Annotated in this window: 9 protein-coding genes and 1 pseudogene; 3 read left to right on the top strand and 7 right to left on the bottom strand. The window is 65.3% G+C overall.

Annotation, left to right across the window (positions count from 1 at the left end):
• Positions 1–86 precede the first annotated feature (86 nt).
• Genes metH through ACTXG9_RS08475 form a run of 3 tightly spaced genes read right to left on the bottom strand, consistent with a single transcriptional unit; the run spans position 87 to position 4,863 of the window.
• The gene (metH, locus tag ACTXG9_RS08485) at positions 87–2,771 is read right to left on the bottom strand and encodes a methionine synthase (protein WP_021202717.1); all 2,685 of its coding nucleotides are present in this window, start codon (positions 2,769–2,771) and stop codon (positions 87–89) included.
• Between the two features lie 57 nt (positions 2,772–2,828).
• Complete coding sequence (locus tag ACTXG9_RS08480) at positions 2,829–3,920, bottom strand: homocysteine S-methyltransferase family protein (protein WP_021202718.1); 1,092 nt, start codon at positions 3,918–3,920, stop codon at positions 2,829–2,831.
• A gap of 13 nt (positions 3,921–3,933) precedes the next feature.
• Entirely contained in the window at positions 3,934–4,863 is a 930-nt protein-coding gene (locus tag ACTXG9_RS08475) for an ArsR/SmtB family transcription factor (protein ID WP_019660391.1), read from the bottom strand.
• Between the two features lie 153 nt (positions 4,864–5,016).
• Here ACTXG9_RS08475 and ACTXG9_RS08470 point away from each other — a divergent pair, with 153 nt between their 5' ends.
• Positions 5,017–6,165: an acyl-CoA dehydrogenase family protein gene (locus ACTXG9_RS08470; protein ID WP_021202719.1), complete on the top strand. Its 1,149-nt coding sequence runs from the start codon at positions 5,017–5,019 to the stop codon at positions 6,163–6,165.
• 45 nt (positions 6,166–6,210) lie between these two features.
• On the opposite strand, the gene ACTXG9_RS08465 is transcribed toward ACTXG9_RS08470, so the two are convergent.
• The gene (locus tag ACTXG9_RS08465) at positions 6,211–7,128 is read right to left on the bottom strand and encodes a hypothetical protein (RefSeq protein WP_021202720.1); all 918 of its coding nucleotides are present in this window, start codon (positions 7,126–7,128) and stop codon (positions 6,211–6,213) included.
• 289 nt (positions 7,129–7,417) lie between these two features.
• Between ACTXG9_RS08465 and ACTXG9_RS08460 the strand changes: the two genes are divergently transcribed.
• Positions 7,418–7,711, top strand: coding sequence for a hypothetical protein (locus ACTXG9_RS08460; RefSeq protein WP_019660388.1), 294 nt, complete (start codon positions 7,418–7,420; stop codon positions 7,709–7,711).
• A 152-nt stretch (positions 7,712–7,863) separates the two neighbouring features.
• Here ACTXG9_RS08460 and ACTXG9_RS08455 read toward each other — a convergent pair whose 3' ends face one another.
• The 3 genes and pseudogenes from ACTXG9_RS08455 to ACTXG9_RS08445 all read right to left on the bottom strand — a co-directional run bounded on the left by ACTXG9_RS08455 (position 7,864) and on the right by ACTXG9_RS08445 (position 12,976).
• On the bottom strand, positions 7,864–11,037 hold the full coding sequence (locus ACTXG9_RS08455; protein WP_019660387.1) for a multidrug efflux RND transporter permease subunit: 3,174 nt from the start codon (positions 11,035–11,037) through the stop codon (positions 7,864–7,866).
• Between the two features lie 15 nt (positions 11,038–11,052).
• Positions 11,053–12,321, bottom strand: a complete 1,269-nt coding sequence (locus tag ACTXG9_RS08450; protein ID WP_111098205.1) for an efflux RND transporter periplasmic adaptor subunit — start codon at positions 12,319–12,321, stop codon at positions 11,053–11,055.
• Positions 12,321–12,976: pseudogene (locus ACTXG9_RS08445) on the bottom strand (TetR/AcrR family transcriptional regulator). The gene ACTXG9_RS08450 and the pseudogene ACTXG9_RS08445 overlap by 1 nt, the downstream one beginning before the upstream one ends.
• Positions 12,977–13,226: 250 nt before the next feature.
• On the opposite strand from ACTXG9_RS08445, the gene ACTXG9_RS08440 reads away from it, so the two are divergent.
• Positions 13,227–18,203: an NAD-glutamate dehydrogenase gene (locus ACTXG9_RS08440; protein WP_021202723.1), complete on the top strand. Its 4,977-nt coding sequence runs from the start codon at positions 13,227–13,229 to the stop codon at positions 18,201–18,203.
• The last annotated feature ends 194 nt before the right edge of the window (positions 18,204–18,397 follow it).

Raw genomic sequence — 18,397 nt, 5'->3', positions numbered from 1 at the left:
CCCGGCGCTACCCACGCGTATCCGGTAGCGCCGGGCCATGCCCGGCGGACGGGAGATGACGCCGGGCATGGCCCGGCGCTACCGCCTCATTCGGGGTCGTAGTCGAGATTGGAGGCCAGCCAGCGTTCGGCCTGGCCGCGGTCCACGCCCTTGCGCCGGGCATAGTCGGTGACCTGTTCGCGGCTGAGCCGTCCGACAACGAAGTACTGGCTCTGCGGATGGCTGAAGTAGTAGCCGGAGACAGCGGCCGTGGGCAACATCGCGAAGCTCTCGGTCAGTTCCATGCCAGCGTTCTTCTCAGCCTGCAGCAGGTCGAACAGGCGGCGCTTCTCGCTGTGCTCGGGGCAGGCCGGGTAGCCTGGCGCCGGACGGATGCCGCGGTACTGCTCGTCGATCAAGGCTTCGTTGTCCAGCGTCTCGGCGCGGTCGTAGCCCCAGAATTCTGTACGCACGCGCTGGTGCAGGCGCTCGGCCAGTGCCTCGGCGAAGCGGTCGGCGAGGGCCTTCAGCAGGATCGCGTTGTAGTCGTCATGCTCGGCCTCGAAGCGCGCGACGTGGGTGTCGATGCCGATACCGGCAGTGACCGCGAACGCGCCGATCCAGTCCTGCTTTCCGCTGTCGGCCGGTGCAATGAAATCGGCCAGGCAGAAATCCGGGCGTTCGGCTGGCTTGTCCACCTGCTGGCGCAGGAAGTGCAGGGTGGTTTCGCCCTGTGCGTGCTGCACGCGGACATCGTCGCCGATGCTGTTGGCCGGCCACAGGCCGAACACGGCCTTGGCCGTCAGCCACTTCTCGCCGACGATGCGCTCGAGCATCGCACGGGCATCCTTGTACAGCTCGCTGGCCTGGGTGCCGACGATCTCGTCGGTGAGGATCGCCGGGAACTTGCCGGCCAGCTCCCAGGCCTGGAAGAACGGCGTCCAGTCGATGTAGTCGACCAGTTCGGCCAGGGGATAGTCGTCGAACACGTGCAGGCCGGGCTGATTCGGTGCCGGTGGCGTGTAACTGTCCCAGCCGCCCTGGAATTTCTGCCCGCGCGCATGTTCCAGCGTGACCAGGCGCTTGGCGTCGCCCCGGTTGCGGTGGCGCGCGCGGATTTCGGCATAGTCGGCTTCGTTGGCGGCAACGAAGGCCTCGCGCAGATCACGCGAGATCAGCGACTGCGCAACGCCAACCGCGCGCGATGCATCCTTCACCCATACCGTCGGCGCCTTGTAGTGCGGGTCGATCTTCAGCGCGGTGTGCGCACGCGAAGTGGTCGCACCCCCGATCAGCAGCGGCAGGTCGAAGCCCTGGCGCTCCATCTCGCGGGCAACGTGGCTCATCTCCTCCAGCGACGGGGTGATCAGCCCGGACAGGCCGATCAGGTCGGCGTTGTGCTCGCGGGCGGCATCGAGGATCTTCTGCGCCGGCACCATCACGCCGAGGTCGACCACGTCGAAGTTGTTGCAGGCCAGTACGACGCCGACGATGTTCTTGCCGATGTCATGCACATCGCCCTTCACCGTAGCCATGATGATCTTGCCGTTGCTCTTGGCGGTGTCACCGCTGCGCGCCTTTTCCGCTTCGATGTAGGGCAGCAGGTAGGCCACGGCCTTCTTCATCACGCGCGCGGATTTCACCACCTGTGGCAGGAACATCTTGCCGGCGCCGAACAGGTCGCCGACGATGTTCATGCCGTCCATCAGCGGGCCTTCGATCACATCCAGCGGGCGGCTGGAGGCCTGCCGGGCCAGTTCGGTGTCTTCCTCGACGAAGGCATCCAGGCCGTGTACCAGGGCATGCGCCAAACGCTGTGCCACCGGCTTTTCGCGCCAGGCCAGGTCTTCGGTCTTCGCCGCGCCCTTCTTGCCCTTGTAGCGCTCGGCGATCTCCAGCAGACGCTCGGTGGCATCGCTTCGGCGGTTGAGGATCACGTCCTCGACGCGCTCGCGCAGGTCCGGCTCCAGGTCGTCGTAGATCGGCATCGCGCCGGCGTTGACGATGCCCATGTCCATGCCGGCGGCGATCGCGTGGTACAGGAACACCGAGTGGATGGCCTGGCGTACCGTTTCGTTGCCGCGGAAGGAGAACGAGACGTTGGAAACGCCGCCGGAGACGTGGCAGTGCGGCAGGGTCTGCTTGATGATGCGGGTGGCTTCGATGAAGTCCACTGCATAGTTGTCGTGCTCTTCGATGCCCGTAGCGACGGCGAAGATGTTCGGGTCGAAGATGATGTCCTGCGGCGGGAAACCGATCTCGTCGACCAGGATGCGGTAGGCACGGGTACAGATTTCGACCTTGCGCGCGCAGGTGTCGGCCTGCCCGTTTTCGTCGAACGCCATCACCACCGCAGCAGCACCGTAGCGCAGCACCTTGCGCGCGTGCTCGCGGAACAGCGCCTCGCCTTCCTTCAGCGAAATCGAGTTGACCACGCTCTTGCCCTGCAGGCATTTCAGGCCGGCCTCGATCACGCTCCACTTGGAGGAATCGACCATCACCGGGATGCGCGCGATGTCCGGCTCGGACATGATCAGGTTCAGGTAGCGGGTCATCGCCGCTTCCGAGTCGATCAGGCCCTCGTCCATGTTCACATCGAGGATCTGCGCACCGCTGGCCACCTGCTGGCGGGCCACGTCCACCGCTTCTTCGTAGCGGCCTTCCTTGATGAGCTTGCGGAACTGCGCACTGCCGGTGACGTTGGTGCGTTCGCCGACGTTGATGAACAGCAGGTCCGGGGTGATGACCAGAGGTTCCAGGCCGGACAGGCGGGTAGGGCGGACAGGCGTCATGGCAGGCGTCGGCTCAACAGCAGTAGGGCGGGAAGTGCGGGACAGTGGCGGCAACGTTCATGCGGCCTGCTCCCGGGTGCCGGGCAGTGCGCGCGGCGGTAGTCCGGCCACGGCATTGGCAATTGCACGGATATGCTCGGGGGTGGAACCACAGCAGCCACCGACCAGGTTCAACAGGCCATCCTCGGCGAAGCCCCGCAGGGTGGTGGCCATCTCTTCAGGGGTTTCGTCGTACTCGCCGAACGCGTTGGGCAGGCCGGCGTTGGGGTGGGCGCTGACGTAACAGTCGGCGACCTGCGAGAGGGTTTCCACATGCGGGCGCATCGCATCGGCACCCAGCGCGCAGTTCAGGCCGATCGACAGCGGTCGCGCATGCGCCAGCGAGGCGTGGAAGGCTTCGGCAGTCTGTCCGGACAAGGTGCGCCCCGACGCGTCGGTGATGGTGCCGGAGATCATCACCGGCAACCGCGCGCCACGTGCATCAAAGGCCTCTTCCAGCGCATACAGCGCGGCCTTGGCATTGAGCGTATCGAAGATGGTCTCGACCATGAGCGTGTCGGCGCCGCCGTCGATCAGGCCTTCGATGGCTTCGCGATAGGTGTCGCGAAGCTCGTCGAAGCTGGTGTTGCGGAAGCCCGGATCGTTCACGTCGGGACTGATCGAGGCGGTGCGGCTGGTCGGGCCGATCACCCCGATCACGAAGCGCGGCTTGCCGGGCGTGGTCGCTTCCGCCGCGTCACAGCAGGCGCGCGCGACGGCCGCACCGGCCTTGTTCAGTTCGTACACCAGGTGCTCGAGGTGGTAGTCAGCCTGGCTGACCGAGGTGGCATTGAAGGTGTTGGTCTCGACCAGATCCGCGCCTGCCTCCAGGTAGGCGGTATGGATGTCGGCGACGATCTGCGGCCGGGTCAGCAGCAGCAGATCGTTGTTGCCCTTCAGATCATGGCCTTCGGGCACGCCGTGGCCACAGCCGGGGCCATGCGCATGGTCGTAGCCACCGGCGAAGCGCTCGCCACGGTAATCGCCTTCCTGCAGGCCATGGCGCTGGATCATCGTGCCCATCGCGCCGTCGATGATCAGGATCCGCTCGCGCAGGGCGTCGAGCAGCGCGTTGGCACGATCGGGATGCAACCAAGGCAGGGCAGGCATGGCGGTCTCGGGCTCAGGGCTTGTTGGCGATCAGCGAAATCACTTCAAAGTGCGGCGGGCGTTTCTCGCGGGTGACCGTCTCCAGGCTGGACACCTGCAGGCCGGCCTTGTCGACGAACCTGCGCAGCTCCTTGTCGCTGAAGCCGAGGTTGACATGGCCATAGGCCTCCACGGCGGCCTTGTGCTCGTGGCGCGCCAGGCTGCACAGCAGCAGCCGGCCACCGGGCCGCAGCACGCGCGCGGCTTCGGTCACCGCCTGCGCCGGCTTGCTGGCGTAGGTCAGCGCGTGCATCAGCACGACCAGATCGAAGCTGGCATCCTTGAACGGCAGTGCATGCATGTCGCCCTCGCGCACTTCCACGTTCGGCAGGCGGCGCAGGCGTTCGCTGGCGGCGGCGACCACGCGCGCGCTGGTGTCGATGCAGATGTAGCGCTTGGCATGTGGGGCTACCAGTTCGGCCAGCACGCCGTCACCGGAAGCGATATCCAGCACGTCGCCGGTCTCCAGCAGCGGCAGCGCGGTACGCGCCAGTGCCTCCCAGGTGCGGCCAGGTGAGTAGTGGCGTTCCATGTCGCCGGCCACGCTGTCGGCCCAGTTCTGGTCCGAGGCGCGGTGCGCCAGCACGGCGGCGACGCGTTCGGCATCCTGGCGCAGCAGCGGGTCATCGCTTCCGTTGCTCAAGGCATGCCACAATGCACGCTGCGCCGGGTCCAGCTGGGCCTCGTCGAAGCGGTAGTACGCCGACACGCCAGCACGGCGGTCGCGGACCAGGCCGGCTTCCTTCAGGCGTGCCAGGTGGGTGGACACGCGCGGCTGCGCCAGCCGGGTGATCGCCGACAGTTCGGCCACGGTCAGTTCCTCCTGCTCCAGCAGCGCCAGCAGGCGGACGCGAGTGGCATCGGCGAACACCTTCAGGCGGGTCGACCAGTCTTCCAGATCCATAAACATCTACCTATCGCGATATAGAGATATATTCGCCGAGAGGGCCTGTCGCGGTCAAGTCGGCAGCGTACGGAAGCAGCCGGCCCCCGGTACAATCGAGGCACCTGGGCGCGCCGTATGCGGCCCATAACTTCATGTACCCGGGAGGGTGTTGTGGATTTCAGCTTTACCGAAGAGCAGTTGATGCTGCAGGACGTGGCGCGGCGTATCGCGCAGGAGAAGATCGCCCCGAGCGCGGAGCATCATGACCGTACCGGCGAGTTCCCGCTGGACAACATTCGCCTGTTGGGCGAGAACGGCCTGATGGGCATCGAAGTGCCGACCGAATACGGCGGCGCGGGCATGGACCCGATCGCGTACGTGCTGGCGATGGTGGAGGTCGCCGCCGCCGACGCAGCCCATTCGACGATCATGTCCGTCAACAACTCGCTGTTCTGCAACGGCATCCTCACTCACGGTTCCGAGCAGCAGAAGCAGAAGTACGTGCGTGCCATCGCCGAGGGCGAGGCCATCGGCGCGTTTGCGCTGACCGAGCCGCAGTCCGGCTCCGACGCCACGGCCATGCGCTGCCGCGCGGTGAAGCAGGCAGACGGCACCTTTGTCATCAATGGCAAGAAGAGCTGGATCACCTCCGGCCCGGTGGCAAAGTACATCGTGCTGTTCGCGATGAGCGAGCCGGACAAGGGCGCACGCGGCATCACCGCCTTCCTCATCGACACCGACAAGGCCGGCTTCGGCCGCGGCAAGACCGAGCCGAAGCTGGGCATCCGCGCCTCGGCTACCTGCGAGATCGAGTTCAACGATTACGTGGCGCGGGCCGAAGACGTGCTGGGCCAGGAAGGCGAGGGCTTCAAGATCGCCATGAGCGTGCTCGATGCCGGCCGCATCGGCATCGCTTCGCAGGCCATCGGCATCGCCCGTGCCGCCTATGAAGCGACTCTGGAATACGTGAAGGAGCGCAAGGCGTTCGGCGCGGCCATCGGCACTTTCCAGATGACCCAGGCCAAGATCGCCGACATGAAGTGCAAGCTGGACGCAGCGCTGCTGCTGACCCTGCGCGCGGCGTGGGTGAAGGGCCAGGGCAAGCGCTTCAGCAATGAGGCTGCCATTGCCAAGCTGACCGCCTCTGAGGCGGCAATGTGGATTACCCACCAGGCCGTGCAGATCCACGGCGGCATGGGGTATTCCAAGGAAATGCCGCTGGAGCGCTACTTCCGTGATGCCAAGATCACCGAGATCTACGAAGGCACCTCGGAAATCCAGCGCCTGGTGATCGCACGCAACGAGACCGGGCTGCGCTGATGGACACGACGGGGCGGCGATTGCCGCCCCGTTTCCTCTGCGCTGTCAACGTGGCAACCGGCAAACGATATCCTTTCCATTCCATTCACAGACGATCTGAAGGGATTCCCGTGGCATTCCCGGATGCATGGTCACGCCGTAGAGCCGGGCGGAGTCAACCCATCGTTCGAGCTCGCCGGCATCGTCAAAGCGATAGTTGCCGATGAAGCTCCGGGCCATCTCCGGATCGGTTGCCGCACCATCCGGAATCTTGTTGCCCTTGGCGTCACGGCTTTCACCTTGCACATAGCGGGCTTGATCAACCGCAGAAGGCGTGATGACCAGCGTGGTTTTTGAACCATCGCGCCATGTGATCCGATAGATGGCGCTGTCAATGCCGACGGTCTTGCTGACGAAGCTCAGGCCGATCGAGGAAAGGAATGTTGCCATGCCGTTCCAGGCGGCCGACGATGTTGTCGCCCCCGTGAAGGCCTTGCCGATGTCACCTTCCAGCCTTGATCGCTCAGTGGCCATCTGAACGACATCGTAGGCGTTGAGGTTCTTGTGCTCTTCCGGGAAGCTTATGCCGTTGGCGTATTGCGGGTCATCAGGATGAACCTCGTACTGGACTCCTCTTCCGGCCCGCTGCCGCGGCGCGAACTGTACGGTTGGCACGTTGTTGTCGAGCATGCCCATGATCCGATTGAAGGATGCGTTGATTGGCCCGGGAATCTGCGCCCTTGTTGCGCGATAGCGCCGTAGCTCGCGATCGTATTCCACATCGAAACCATGGATCCGGCGCTGCTGGAAGTCGGCGACGATGGTCGGCCCCGTACCCGAGGAAAGCGCCAATGCGCGCGGGTCACGACAGTTGTCGCAGACGAGGACGCCTGCCGCGTGGCTGTCCTGGATGCTGCTGGCCGCGAGTAGCGCGCCAAACAGCAGGGCAGGGCAGCTGAAGAATCGTAGTGGTGCTCTTTCCATGATCAGTCTCCTGGAGGGCTTCGGATCGATTGCCGTCGAGACATCTGGATAGCAGCGATCCGGGCGTGCCGCATTTCTGTGTGCCCATGAATCCGGGGTGGGTGGCTTTCTGCGAACACGGTAGACGCCTTGAGCGCTTCGGTGTCGGGTGATGCCTTCCGGCGCAGCGGTCGAGGCTTCTCAATACAGTCCGTATGCGACCGGTCTCCGTGCAGTCGATGTGTCAGCGATCCATTGGCATTCCGGCTCGATGAGCGCAGAATGCTCCGCCGTTCATGGACACCACCACATGCTCATCTATCGAGGCGCGGGGCTGCTGATCCTGCTCACACCGATCGCTGCCGTGCTGCTCATCCTCATCCTGTTCCCGGATCCAGTGGTGGGTCGCGGCAATACTTCACTCGGCCAGGTCCTGCTGGCGTTCGGCCTTGGCTCAGCAATCAATACGGTGCTGGGTTTTGTGCTCAATCGAAAGCCGCGTGCACATGGCCTGCATGCTCCGCATCACTTCTTCTTCCTGCCGATGCAATGGCCTGCGATGGCGGTTGTGGCGGTGTGCGTGGTGGTGGCGCTGCTGCGCTGAGACGTTGCCCGAACAGCGCCAACCAAGGTTGGCGGCTACCGGGCATGCCGTTGCTCCGGTAGATGCCAACCTGGGTTGGCATGGATGCAGAAGCGGCAACAAAAAAGGCCCCGGATCGCTCCGGGGCCTTTTCGTTTCAGCGCACCGCCGGATCAACGATCCGGGCGGTGGGCGGACTCTGCGTCGCGCTGGCGCTCCATGAACTCCTTCGACGGTTCATCCAGCTTGTCGCCCAGCATGCGGCGCACGACCACGAAGAACACCGGGATCATCAGCAGGCCGAGCAGGGTGGCGAACAGCATGCCGCCGATCACGCCGGTGCCGATGGCGTGGCGGGAGTTGGCGCCGGCGCCGGTGGAGATCGCCATCGGGATCACGCCCATGATGAACGCGAACGAGGTCATCAGGATCGGGCGGAAACGCAGGCGGGCCGCTTCGATGGTGGCATCACGCAGGTTCTTGCCTGCTGCGCGCTGCTCCACCGCAAACTCCACGATCAGGATCGCGTTCTTCGCCGCCAGGCCGATCACGGTGATCAGGCCGATCTTGAAGAACAGATCGTTGGGCAGGCCGCGCAGCATCGACAGGCCGAGGGCACCCAGCACGCCCAGCGGCACGACCAGCAGCACCGCCACCGGGATCGACCAGCTTTCATACAGGGCGGCCAGGCACAGGAACACCACCACGATCGACAGCACCAGCAGCAGGGTCGCCGCGTTGCCGGCCAGGATTTCCTGGTAGGACATGCCCGACCAGTCGTAGCCGAAGCCGGCCGGCAGGTCGTCGTTGACGATGCCTTCCATGGTCTGCATCGCCTCACCCGAGCTGGTGCCCGGTGCCTGCGAACCGACGATGTTGATCGCCGAATAGCCGTTGTAGCGGCTCAGCGACGGCGGCGCCGACACCCATTCGGACTTGACCACCGTGTTCAACGGGATCATCGCGTTGGTGCCATCGGCGTTCTGGGTCAGGCTGGACGGGCTGTAGAAGCTCTTCAGCGATTCCTGGCCAGTGCGGTACGGACCATCGGCCTGCATGGTCACGCGCTTGATGCGGCCTTCGTAGAAGAAGTCGTTGACGTACACCGGGGCCAGCATCAGCTGGATGGTGCTGTACACGTCCGACACCGACATGCCCATCGACTGCGCCTGCACGCGGTCCACGTGCAGCTGCAGCTGAGGCGCGTTTTCCAGACCGTTGGGGCGCACGCCAACCAGGTGGTCCGGCTTCTGCGCGGCCTGGCCGAGCAGGATGTTGCGGGCCTGGGTCAACTGTTCGTAGCCGGCACCGCTACGGTCCTGCAGCCACATGTCAAAGCCACCGAACTGGCCCAGGCCCTGCACGGTGGGCAGGTTGACCACGAAGATCTGCGCTTCCTTGATGCCGTAGAACGCGCCGTTCATGTTCTGGATGAACTCGGGCGCGGTGAACTTGCGTTCCTCCCACGGCTTCAGGCGGATGAAGCCCATGCCCACGTTCTCGCCGGAACCGACGAAGCTGAAGCCGGCCACCTGCAGCATGCCTTCATAGCCATCCTGCTTTTCCAGGATGCCACGCATCTGCGCGAACACTTCGTTGGTCTGGCCCTTGGTCGAGCCCGGCGGCAGCTGCACGATCGCCAGCGCATAGCCCTGGTCTTCTTCCGGCAGGAAGCTGCCCGGCATGCGGGTGAACAGGAAGCCGCACAGCGCGGTCAGCACCACGAACAGGATCATCCAGCGCGGCGCATGGCGCACCGCAGAGGTGATGTGGCCCACATAGGTGTGGCTGATCTTGTCGTAGTACTTGTTGAAGGTGCGGTAGACGATGTTCGGGTTGTCGTTGTGCGTCGGCTTGAGGAAGGTCGCGCACAGCGCCGGCGTGAAGCCCAGGGCCAGGAACGCCGAGAATGCCATCGAGATGGCGATGGTCAGCGCGAACTGCTTGTAGATCTCACCGGCGGCACCGCCCTGCAGGGCGGAGGGGATGAACACCGCGGCCAGCACGACGGTGATCGCCACCACCGCACCGGTGATCTGGGTCATCGCCTTCTGCGTGGCAGGCTTGGGCGCCAGGCCCTCCTCGGTCATGATGCGTTCGACGTTCTCGATCACCACGATCGCGTCGTCGACCACGATGCCGATCGCCAGCACCATCGCAAACAGCGTCAGCTGGTTGATGGTGAAGCCGATCATCCACATGCCCAGGAAGGTACCGAGCAGGGCGACCGGGATCACCAGGGTCGGGATCAGGGTGGCGCGGAAGTTCTGCAGGAAGATCAGCATCACCAGGAACACCAGCAAGACCGCTTCAAACAGGGTCTTGACCACTTCCTGGATCGAGATCTTGACGAACGTGGTGCTGTCGTACGGCGAGAACCAGGTCACCCCGGACGGGAAGCTGGGCTGCAGCTCATCCATCTTGGCGCGCACCGCTTCGGCCACGTTCAGGGCATTGGCGCCCGGCAGCAGCTGGATGGCGAAGGCGCCGGTCGGCTTGCCGTTGTACTGGGTGTCGAAGCCGTAGTTGTTGGCACCGAATGCGACGCGGGCGATGTCCTTCAGCAGCACGCGCGAACCGTCAGCGTTGGCGCGCAGGATGATGTTCTCGAATTCCTGCGGCGAGCTGAAGCGGCCTTCGGCCGAGACCGTGGCGGTGAAGTGCTGGCCTTCCGGCGACGGGTCCGAACCCAGCGCACCGGCGGCGAACTGCACGTTCTGCGCACGTACCGCGGCCAGTACCTGGCTGGCCGACAGGCCATAGCCCTGCATCTTCTCCGGGTTCAGCCAGATGTTCATGGCGTACTCGGAACCGAACTGCTGGGTGCTGCCGACGCCGGGGATGCGCGAGACCTGGTCGAGCACGCGCGAACCGACGATGTCGTTCAGGGCGTCACGGTTGATGGTCGGGGTATCGGACTGCAGCGCCACCACCATCAGGAAGCCGGCGTTGGCCTTGGCCACCACCACGCCCTGCTGGGTCACTTCCGAGGGCAGGCGTGGCGTGGCCAGCGAGACCTTGTTCTGCACCTGCACCTGGGCGATGTCCGGATCGGTACCGGTCTCGAAGGTCAGGGTGATCTGCGCACGGCCGTTGGACGCGGACGAGGAACTGAAGTACAGCAGGTGATCGATACCGGTCAGCTGCTGCTCGATCACCTGGGTGACCGATTTTTCCGTGGTGTCGGCACTGGCACCCGGGTAGGTCGCCGAGACGGTGACCTGCGGCGGGGCGATGTTGGGATAGGACTCCACGCCCAGGTTGAGGATCGCGATCACGCCGCTGAGCGAGATCAGGATCGCAACCACCCAGGCGAAGACTGGATGTTCGATGAAAAATTTAGGCATGACGGAAGGTTCCCGTTACTGCTTGTTCGAATCGGTGGCGGCCGGCTTGGCCGCATCGGCCTGCTCGGGCTTTGCAGCGTCGGCCGGTGCCTTGCCTGCGGCCGGTGCCGCGCCCGCCGGAGCGGCGCCGCCTGCGGCAGGCTTGCCGTTGGCGTCTTGCCCCGGGGTCCACGGCTTGGCCACCGCCGGTGCACCTTCCTTGACCTTCTGCACGCCGGCCACGATCACCTTGTCACCGGCGGCCAGGCCGTCGCTGACCAGCCAGTTGCCGTTCTGCGCGCCATCGGTCTTCACGTTCTTGCGCACGACCTTGCCGTCGGCGCCGACCACCATCACGTAGCCGCCGGTGGTATCGCGCAGCAGGGCCTGCTGCGGTACCAGGTAGGCGTTGTTGCGCTCGCCCAGGTTGGCCTGGAAGCTGACGAAGGCACCTGGCAGCAGGATCTGCTGCGGGTTCGGCAGCACAGCGCGCAATGACACTGCACCGGTGGCCGGGTCGACCGTAGTGGAGGAGAAGTCCAGCGTGCCCGGCTCGCTGTAGATGCTGCCATCGGCCAGCTTCACTGCCACCGTCGCCTTGCCGTCGCCGGACAGCGCCAGCGCGCCCTTGGCCTGCTGCGCGCGCAGCTGGGTCAGTTCGTCCACGCTCAGCGAGAAGTTCACGTACAGCGGGTCGAGCTGATCGACAGTGGTCAGCAGGGTCACATCGCCCTGGCCGACCAGCGCGCCCTCGGTGACCTGCTGCTTGTTGGCCACGCCACTGATCGGCGCGGTCACTTCGGCGTAACCCAGGTTGATCCGCGAGGAGGTCACGGCGGCTTCGGCCTGCTTGACCGCGGCCAGCGCGGTGCGCTCGGCCGACTCGGCGTTGTCCAGGTCGGACTTGGAGACGAACTGCTGCGGCGCCAGCGAGCGTGCACGGTCGGCGGCCACCTTGGCGTTGGCGTAGGTCGCGCGGGCCGAGGCCAGCTGCGCTTCAGAGGCATTGAGCGAGGCACGCAGCGGCGCCGGGTCGATCAGGAACAGGGTCTGGCCCTGCTTGACCTGCGAGCCTTCCTGGTAGACGCGCTTGAGCAGCACGCCCGGCACCCGCGCGCGCACGTCGGCACTGCGGAACGGCGACAGGCGGCCGACCAGCTCACGCTGCAGCGGCAGGGTCTGCGGCTTGGCGTCGATCACGCCCACCTCCGGCGGCGGGGGCGTCTGCTGTTCCGGCTTCTTGCAGGCAGCCAGCGCGACAGCAACGGCGCACGTCAAGGCAAGGGTGCGGAGTGGGGCGGTCATCAGGAGGAACTCCGGGGTTGGTTTGTAGACGGGCCGCCGACGGCTGTGGCGCGAAGGCGCGCAGGAAGCTGTCGACGGAGAACTCTGCCCAACGCCGACGCAGCAGTGCGTCATCACGGTGGGGGGTATGGAAACGCTGTTTGTCGAAATCCTGACCGGCAATCATGCTCAGCAGCAGTTCGGCCATGAAGTGCGGGTCGTCATGCCGGAGCTGGCCACGCATGCAAACGGTTTCAATCCATTCAGCAAGATGAAGCGTCAGCGCGCCGGCACCGTGCCGGTACAGCGTACGCGCCTCTTCGGGAAACTGGGCCGCATCGGCGGCAATCAGCCGGCAGGCCTGGCCCACGTGCGGTTGGTTGAAGTGCTCCAGGAAGTCAATGGCGAACTGGAGCAGGCTGGCACGCAGGTCGTCAGTGCGGAGTGCACGGACCATGGCGCCGGTGGCGTGGCCCACATGGCGCTGCATCACTCGGCGCAGCAGCTCCTGCTTGCTGCCGTAGCGCGAGTACAGGGTCTGCTTGGAGCAGCCCGCATGCTGGGCCACTGCGTCCATGCTCATCTGCATGCCCTGCTGGGCCAACAGCTGGCGCACGGCTTCGAACACGCGCTCATCGCGTGCGTCGAGGGCAACGGGGAGGTAGGCCGGATTCACGCGGTGGACTATACCGTCCAGTTCAGGATTGTGGAATCGAAACGGCGTTGCCGCGTGTGTCTTCCGGTAACACGCTTTGCCGATCCTGTCGCCAGAGCCGAACCGGGCGCCATCACCCTACCGGCGCGAACTGAATAGGCGTCTAAACCGCAGCAAACCCGAATCTGCTTATTCCGTCCTGCAGCAAGGCCTTTTCCCGCGGTAGGGCTACAATTTCATTTTCCCAACTGAGCAAGCGCATCGCTCTGCCATGAAACCGCAAAAAACCGCAGCCAAGACCGTGAAAAACAAGACCAAACCAGCAGAAGCGGAGGTCGCAGTGACCGCTGGTTTCTCCCTGGAGCCGGTGTACACGGCCTTGCGCAAGCGCTACCCCGCGGCCGCACAGGCCGAAGCAGTGGCCTTTGCCACTGACTTCTACAAGCGTATGGAGGCGGACGAGTTCCCGCACCACAGCGCTGAAGAGTGGGCCGCTCTCGCGGCTGAGACGCTGGAATTCGCCCGTGCCCGCAAGGCTGGCAAGGCCAACGTCCGCGTGTTCAATCCGACCGCGAAGGCCAACGGTTGGGAATCGCCGCATACCGTGCTGCAGATCGTCAACGACGACATGCCGTTCCTGGTCGACACCGTCACCATGTCGCTGGCCGAGCAGGGCGTGGGTGTCCACGTGCTGGGCCACCCGGTGCTGCGCTTCACCCGCGACAAGGCCGGCAAGCTGGTCAAGGTCGGCGAGGGTGATGCCGAGTCGGTGATGCTGCTGGAGATCGACCGCCAACCGGCCGACGCCATGGCCGCCATCGAACAGGCCATCAACAAGGCGCTGGATGAAGTGCGTGCGATCGTGCGCGACTGGCAGCCGATGAAGGACAAGGCGCTGGCGCTGGCCGACGACCTGGGCAGCCGCCAGCTGCCGGTCGACGACGCGTCGCGCAAGGAAGCACAGGAGTTCCTGCGCTGGGCCGCTGACAACCACTTCACCTTCTTCGGCTACCGCGAGTACCGCGTCGAGAAGCAGGGCAAGGAAGAGGTGCTGGCGCCGCTGAACGACACCGGCCTGGGCCTGATGCGCGGCAAGGACAAGTCCGCCGCCCGTCCGGTCAAGACCCTGGCCGCGCAGGGCCTGAACACCACGTCCGGTTTGAAGGACGCGCTGATCCTGACCAAGACCAATGCCCGTTCGCGCGTGCACCGCGCCGGTTACATGGACTACATCGGCGTGCTGGAGTTCGACGCCAAGGGCAAGATCATCGGCGAGCAGCGTTTCCTCGGCCTGTTCACCTCCAGCGCCTACAACCGTCGCCCGTGGGAAATCCCGCTGGTGCGCCAGCGCCACGAGCACGTGATGAAGCAGTCCGGCCTGGCCCCGGCCAGCCACAGTGGCAAGGCCCTGCGCCATATCCTGGAAACCCTGCCGCGCGAAGAACTGTTCCAGTCCAGCGAGGACGAACTGTTCCGCACCGCGATGGGCGTGCTGGGCCTGCAGGAACGCGTGCGCAGCCGCCTGTTCCTGCGCCGCGACAAGTACAGCCGTTTCATCTCCGCGCTGGTCTACCTGCCGCGCGAGCGCTTCAACACCGACGTGCGCCTGCGCATCGAAGCGATGCTGAAGGACGCGCTGCACGGCGAGTTCGTCGACAGCTCGGTGGTGCTGGGCGAATCGCCGCTGGCCCAGGTGCACCTGATCGTGCGCCCGAAGCCGGGTGAAATGCTCGACGTCGATACCGCCGAACTGGAGCAGAAGCTGGCCCAGGTCCTGCGCAACTGGCAGGACGACCTGCGCGAGGCGCTGGTGGCCCGCCATGGCGAGACCGAAGGCTTGCGCATCGCCGCCCGCATCGGCAAGGCGCTGCCGGCCGGTTACATCGAAGACAACAGCACGGCTGTTGCGGCCAACGATGTCAGCCAGCTCGACGCGCTGACCGGCCCGGACGACCTGCGCCTGAGCCTGCAGGCCGTGCCGCGCGAAAGCGGCGATGGTCTGCGCCTGAAGCTGTATCGCCAGCTGGACGACATCCCGCTGTCGGACGCGCTGCCGATGATGGAAAACATGGGCCTGCGCGTGATCGCCGAGCGTCCGTACCGCCTGTCGGTCGACAACGCACCGGTATACGTGCAGGACTTCGAGGTCGAGTCCACCGCTGGCGCGATCGATGCCGCCAGTGTCGATGAAGCCTTCGGCGAGACCTTCGCCCGCGTCTGGCACGGCGATGCCGAGAACGATGGCTTCAACCGCCTGGTGCTGGCGGCCGGCCTGCACTGGCGCCAGGTCGCCATGCTGCGTGGCTACTGCAAGTACCTGCTGCAGACCGGCGTGCCGTTCTCGCAGGCCTACGTGGAAGGCACGTTCGCGCGCTACCCGCTGCTGGCCCGTCTGCTGGTCGAGCTGTTCGAAGCCCGCTTCGATCCAGCCACCGGCCACGAGAGCAAGGACGACATCGCCGCCGGCCAGGCCCAGCTGAAGGCCCACTTCGATGTGCTGGCTGCTGGCGACGAGGCCACCCTGAAGGTGCTCAAGACCGTGGTCGACGCCCGCAAGGGCGACCGTGACGCGCAGATGCAGGCCGCGCGCGATGCGCTGCTGAAGCTGATGGACCGCGTGTCCAGCCTGGACGAGGACCGCATCCTGCGCTCGTTCATGGGCGTGATCGACGCGACCCTGCGCACCAGCTACTACCAGACCGATGCCAACGGCCAGCACGGCCATGTCATCAGCTTCAAGTTCGATTCGGCGCTGGTGCCGGACCTGCCGAAGCCGCGCCCGTACCGCGAGATCTTCGTGTACGGCCCGCGCGTGGAAGGTACCCACCTGCGCTTCGGTGCGGTTGCGCGTGGCGGCCTGCGCTGGTCGGATCGTCGCGAAGACTTCCGTACCGAAGTGCTGGGCCTGGTCAAGGCACAGATGGTCAAGAACACCGTCATCGTGCCGGTCGGCGCGAAGGGTGGCTTCTTCGCCAAGACCCCGCCGGTGAACGGCGACCGCGATGCGATCTTCGCCAACGGCGTGGCCTGCTACAAGCTGTTCATCCAGGGCCTGCTGGACATCACCGACAACATCGTCAACAACAAGATCGTGCCGCCGGTGGATGTCGTGCGCCACGACATGGACGATCCGTACCTGGTGGTGGCCGCCGACAAGGGCACCGCGACCTTCTCCGACATCGCCAACGGCCTGGCCGTCGCGCACGGCTTCTGGATGGGCGATGCGTTCGCCTCCGGTGGTTCGGTCGGCTACGACCACAAGGGCATGGGCATCACCGCGCGCGGTGCGTGGGAATCGGTCAAGCGCCACTTCCGTGCGCTGGGCCGTGACAGCCAGAGCCAGGACTTCACTGCGGTCGGCGTCGGCGACATGTCCGGCGACGTGTTCGGCAACGGCATGCTGCTGTCGCGCCACATCCGCCTGGTCGCTGCGTTCGACCACCGCCACATCTTCCTGGACCCGAATCCGGATGCGGCCACGTCGTTCATCGAGCGTGAGCGCCTGTTCACCCTGCCGCGTTCGAGCTGGGCGGACTACGACACCAAGCTGATCAGCAAGGGCGGCGGCGTGTACCCGCGCAGCCTGAAGTCGATCGAGATCACCCCGCAGGTGCGTGAGGCGCTGGGCCTGGACGAGAACGTCAAGGCGCTGTCGCCGAACGATCTGATGAGTGCGATCCTGAAGGCACCGGTCGACCTGCTGTGGAACGGTGGCATCGGTACCTACGTCAAGGCCGCCAGCGAACAGCACAGCGACGTCGGCGACCGTGCCAACAACGCGCTGCGCGTGAACGGTGGCGAGCTGCGCTGCAAGGTGGTGGGCGAGGGCGGCAACCTGGGCATGACCCAGCTGGGCCGCATCGAAGCTGCCCAGGCTGGCGTGCTGCTCAACACCGACTTCATCGACAACTCGGCCGGTGTCGACACCTCCGACCATGAAGTCAACATCAAGATCCTGCTCAACGATGTGGTGCGGGCCAAGAAGCTGACCGTCGAGCAGCGCAACAAGCTGCTGGCCTCGATGACCGATGAAGTCGCCGAGCTGGTGCTCAACGACAACTACCGCCAGAACCAGGCGCTGAGCCTGATGGAGCGGATGGCGGTCAAGCGCCTGGGTTCCAAGCAGCACTTCATCCGCACCCTGGAACAGCAGGGCCTGCTGGATCGCCAGATCGAGTTCCTGCCGTCCGACGCCGAGCTGTCCCAGCGCAAGGCGCGCGGCCAGGGCCTGACCCGCCCGGAACTGTCGGTGCTGCTGTCCTACTCCAAGCTGGTGGCGTTCAACCAGCTGCTGGATTCGGACATCCCGGAAGATCCGTACCTGTCCAAGGAACTGCAGCGCTATTTCCCGACCCCGCTGCAGAAGAAGTACGCCGACGCGATGGAGCGTCACCGCCTGAAGCGCGAAATCATCGCCACGGCCGTGACCAACCAGACCATCAACCGCATGGGCGCCACCTTCCTGATGCGCATGCAGGAAGACACCGGTCGTTCCATCGCCGAGGTTGCCAAGGCGTACACCATCAGCCGTGAAACGCTGGATGCACGCGCGCTGTGGGCGCAGATCGATGCCCTCGACGGCAAGGTGCCGGAGTCGGTGCAGATCGACGCACTGGAAGTGATCTGGAAGCTGCAGCGTTCGTTCGTGCGCTGGCTGCTGTCGCGCCCGGGCGCGATGCCGGGCATCACCGAAGCGGTCAACCGCTACCAGGGACCGTTCAACGACATCCGCGTTGCCTCGGGTGTGCTGCCGGATTCGCAGCGTCCGACCTACGAGGCCCTGGTGGCCGAGTGGAAGGAAAAGGGCCTGCCGTCTGCACTGGCACAGCAGCTGGCCGAACTGCACTTCCTGGAACCGGCGTTCGACATCATCGAACTGGCCCGCACCCGCAAGCTGAAGCCGGTGGACGTGTCCAAGGTCCACTTCCGCCTGGGTGATGCCCTGCAGCTGCCGTGGCTGTTCGAGCAGGTCGATGCGCTGGAGGTCAATGGCCGTTGGCACGCCGTGGCACGTGGCGTGCTGCGTGACGAACTGGCAGCCAACCACCGCAACCTGGCCGGGCAGGTGCTGGGCACCAAGGGCAACAGTGCCGAGGCCAAGGTCGCTGCCTGGATGGGCCGTGATGACAACAGCCTGCGCTTCACCCTGGCGATGCTGGCCGAACTGGCCGAGCAGAAGACCCTGGACTACCCGACCGTCTCGGTCGCGGTGCAGCGCCTGGGCCAGCTTGCTGCCCACGGCGCGTAAGTGACGTAGCGCCGGGCCATGCCCGGCCTGCGTGGAGAAAAGGAGCGGCCCCGCGAAAGCGGGGCCGTTCTGCATTGCCTTGGTAGTGCCGGCCGCTGGCCGGCAACTGCATGAACCGTTATCGGCTGAAGCTGCCGGCCAGCGGCCGGCACTACCGGGTATGCTCTTGCTGGCACACCCACCCGGATCCCCCG

It is taken from the genome of Stenotrophomonas maltophilia group sp. LNF247 (assembly GCF_054083135.1).
The sequence above is the reverse complement of the archived record's forward strand: the minus strand, read 5'-3'. Positions and strand labels throughout refer to the sequence as shown.

Excerpts from the sequence above, each read along its gene's own strand:
- metH (WP_021202717.1), bottom strand. The coding sequence starts at position 2,771 with ATGACGCCTGTCCGCCCTACCCGCCTGTCCGGCCTGGAACCTCTGGTC.
- ACTXG9_RS08480 (WP_021202718.1), bottom strand. The coding sequence starts at position 3,920 with ATGCCTGCCCTGCCTTGGTTGCATCCCGATCGTGCCAACGCGCTGCTC.
- ACTXG9_RS08475 (WP_019660391.1), bottom strand. The coding sequence starts at position 4,863 with ATGGATCTGGAAGACTGGTCGACCCGCCTGAAGGTGTTCGCCGATGCC.
- ACTXG9_RS08465 (WP_021202720.1), bottom strand. The coding sequence starts at position 7,128 with ATGGAAAGAGCACCACTACGATTCTTCAGCTGCCCTGCCCTGCTGTTT.
- ACTXG9_RS08460 (WP_019660388.1), top strand. The coding sequence starts at position 7,418 with ATGCTCATCTATCGAGGCGCGGGGCTGCTGATCCTGCTCACACCGATC.
- ACTXG9_RS08455 (WP_019660387.1), bottom strand. The coding sequence starts at position 11,037 with ATGCCTAAATTTTTCATCGAACATCCAGTCTTCGCCTGGGTGGTTGCG.
- ACTXG9_RS08450 (WP_111098205.1), bottom strand. The coding sequence starts at position 12,321 with ATGACCGCCCCACTCCGCACCCTTGCCTTGACGTGCGCCGTTGCTGTC.
- ACTXG9_RS08440 (WP_021202723.1), top strand. The coding sequence starts at position 13,227 with ATGAAACCGCAAAAAACCGCAGCCAAGACCGTGAAAAACAAGACCAAA.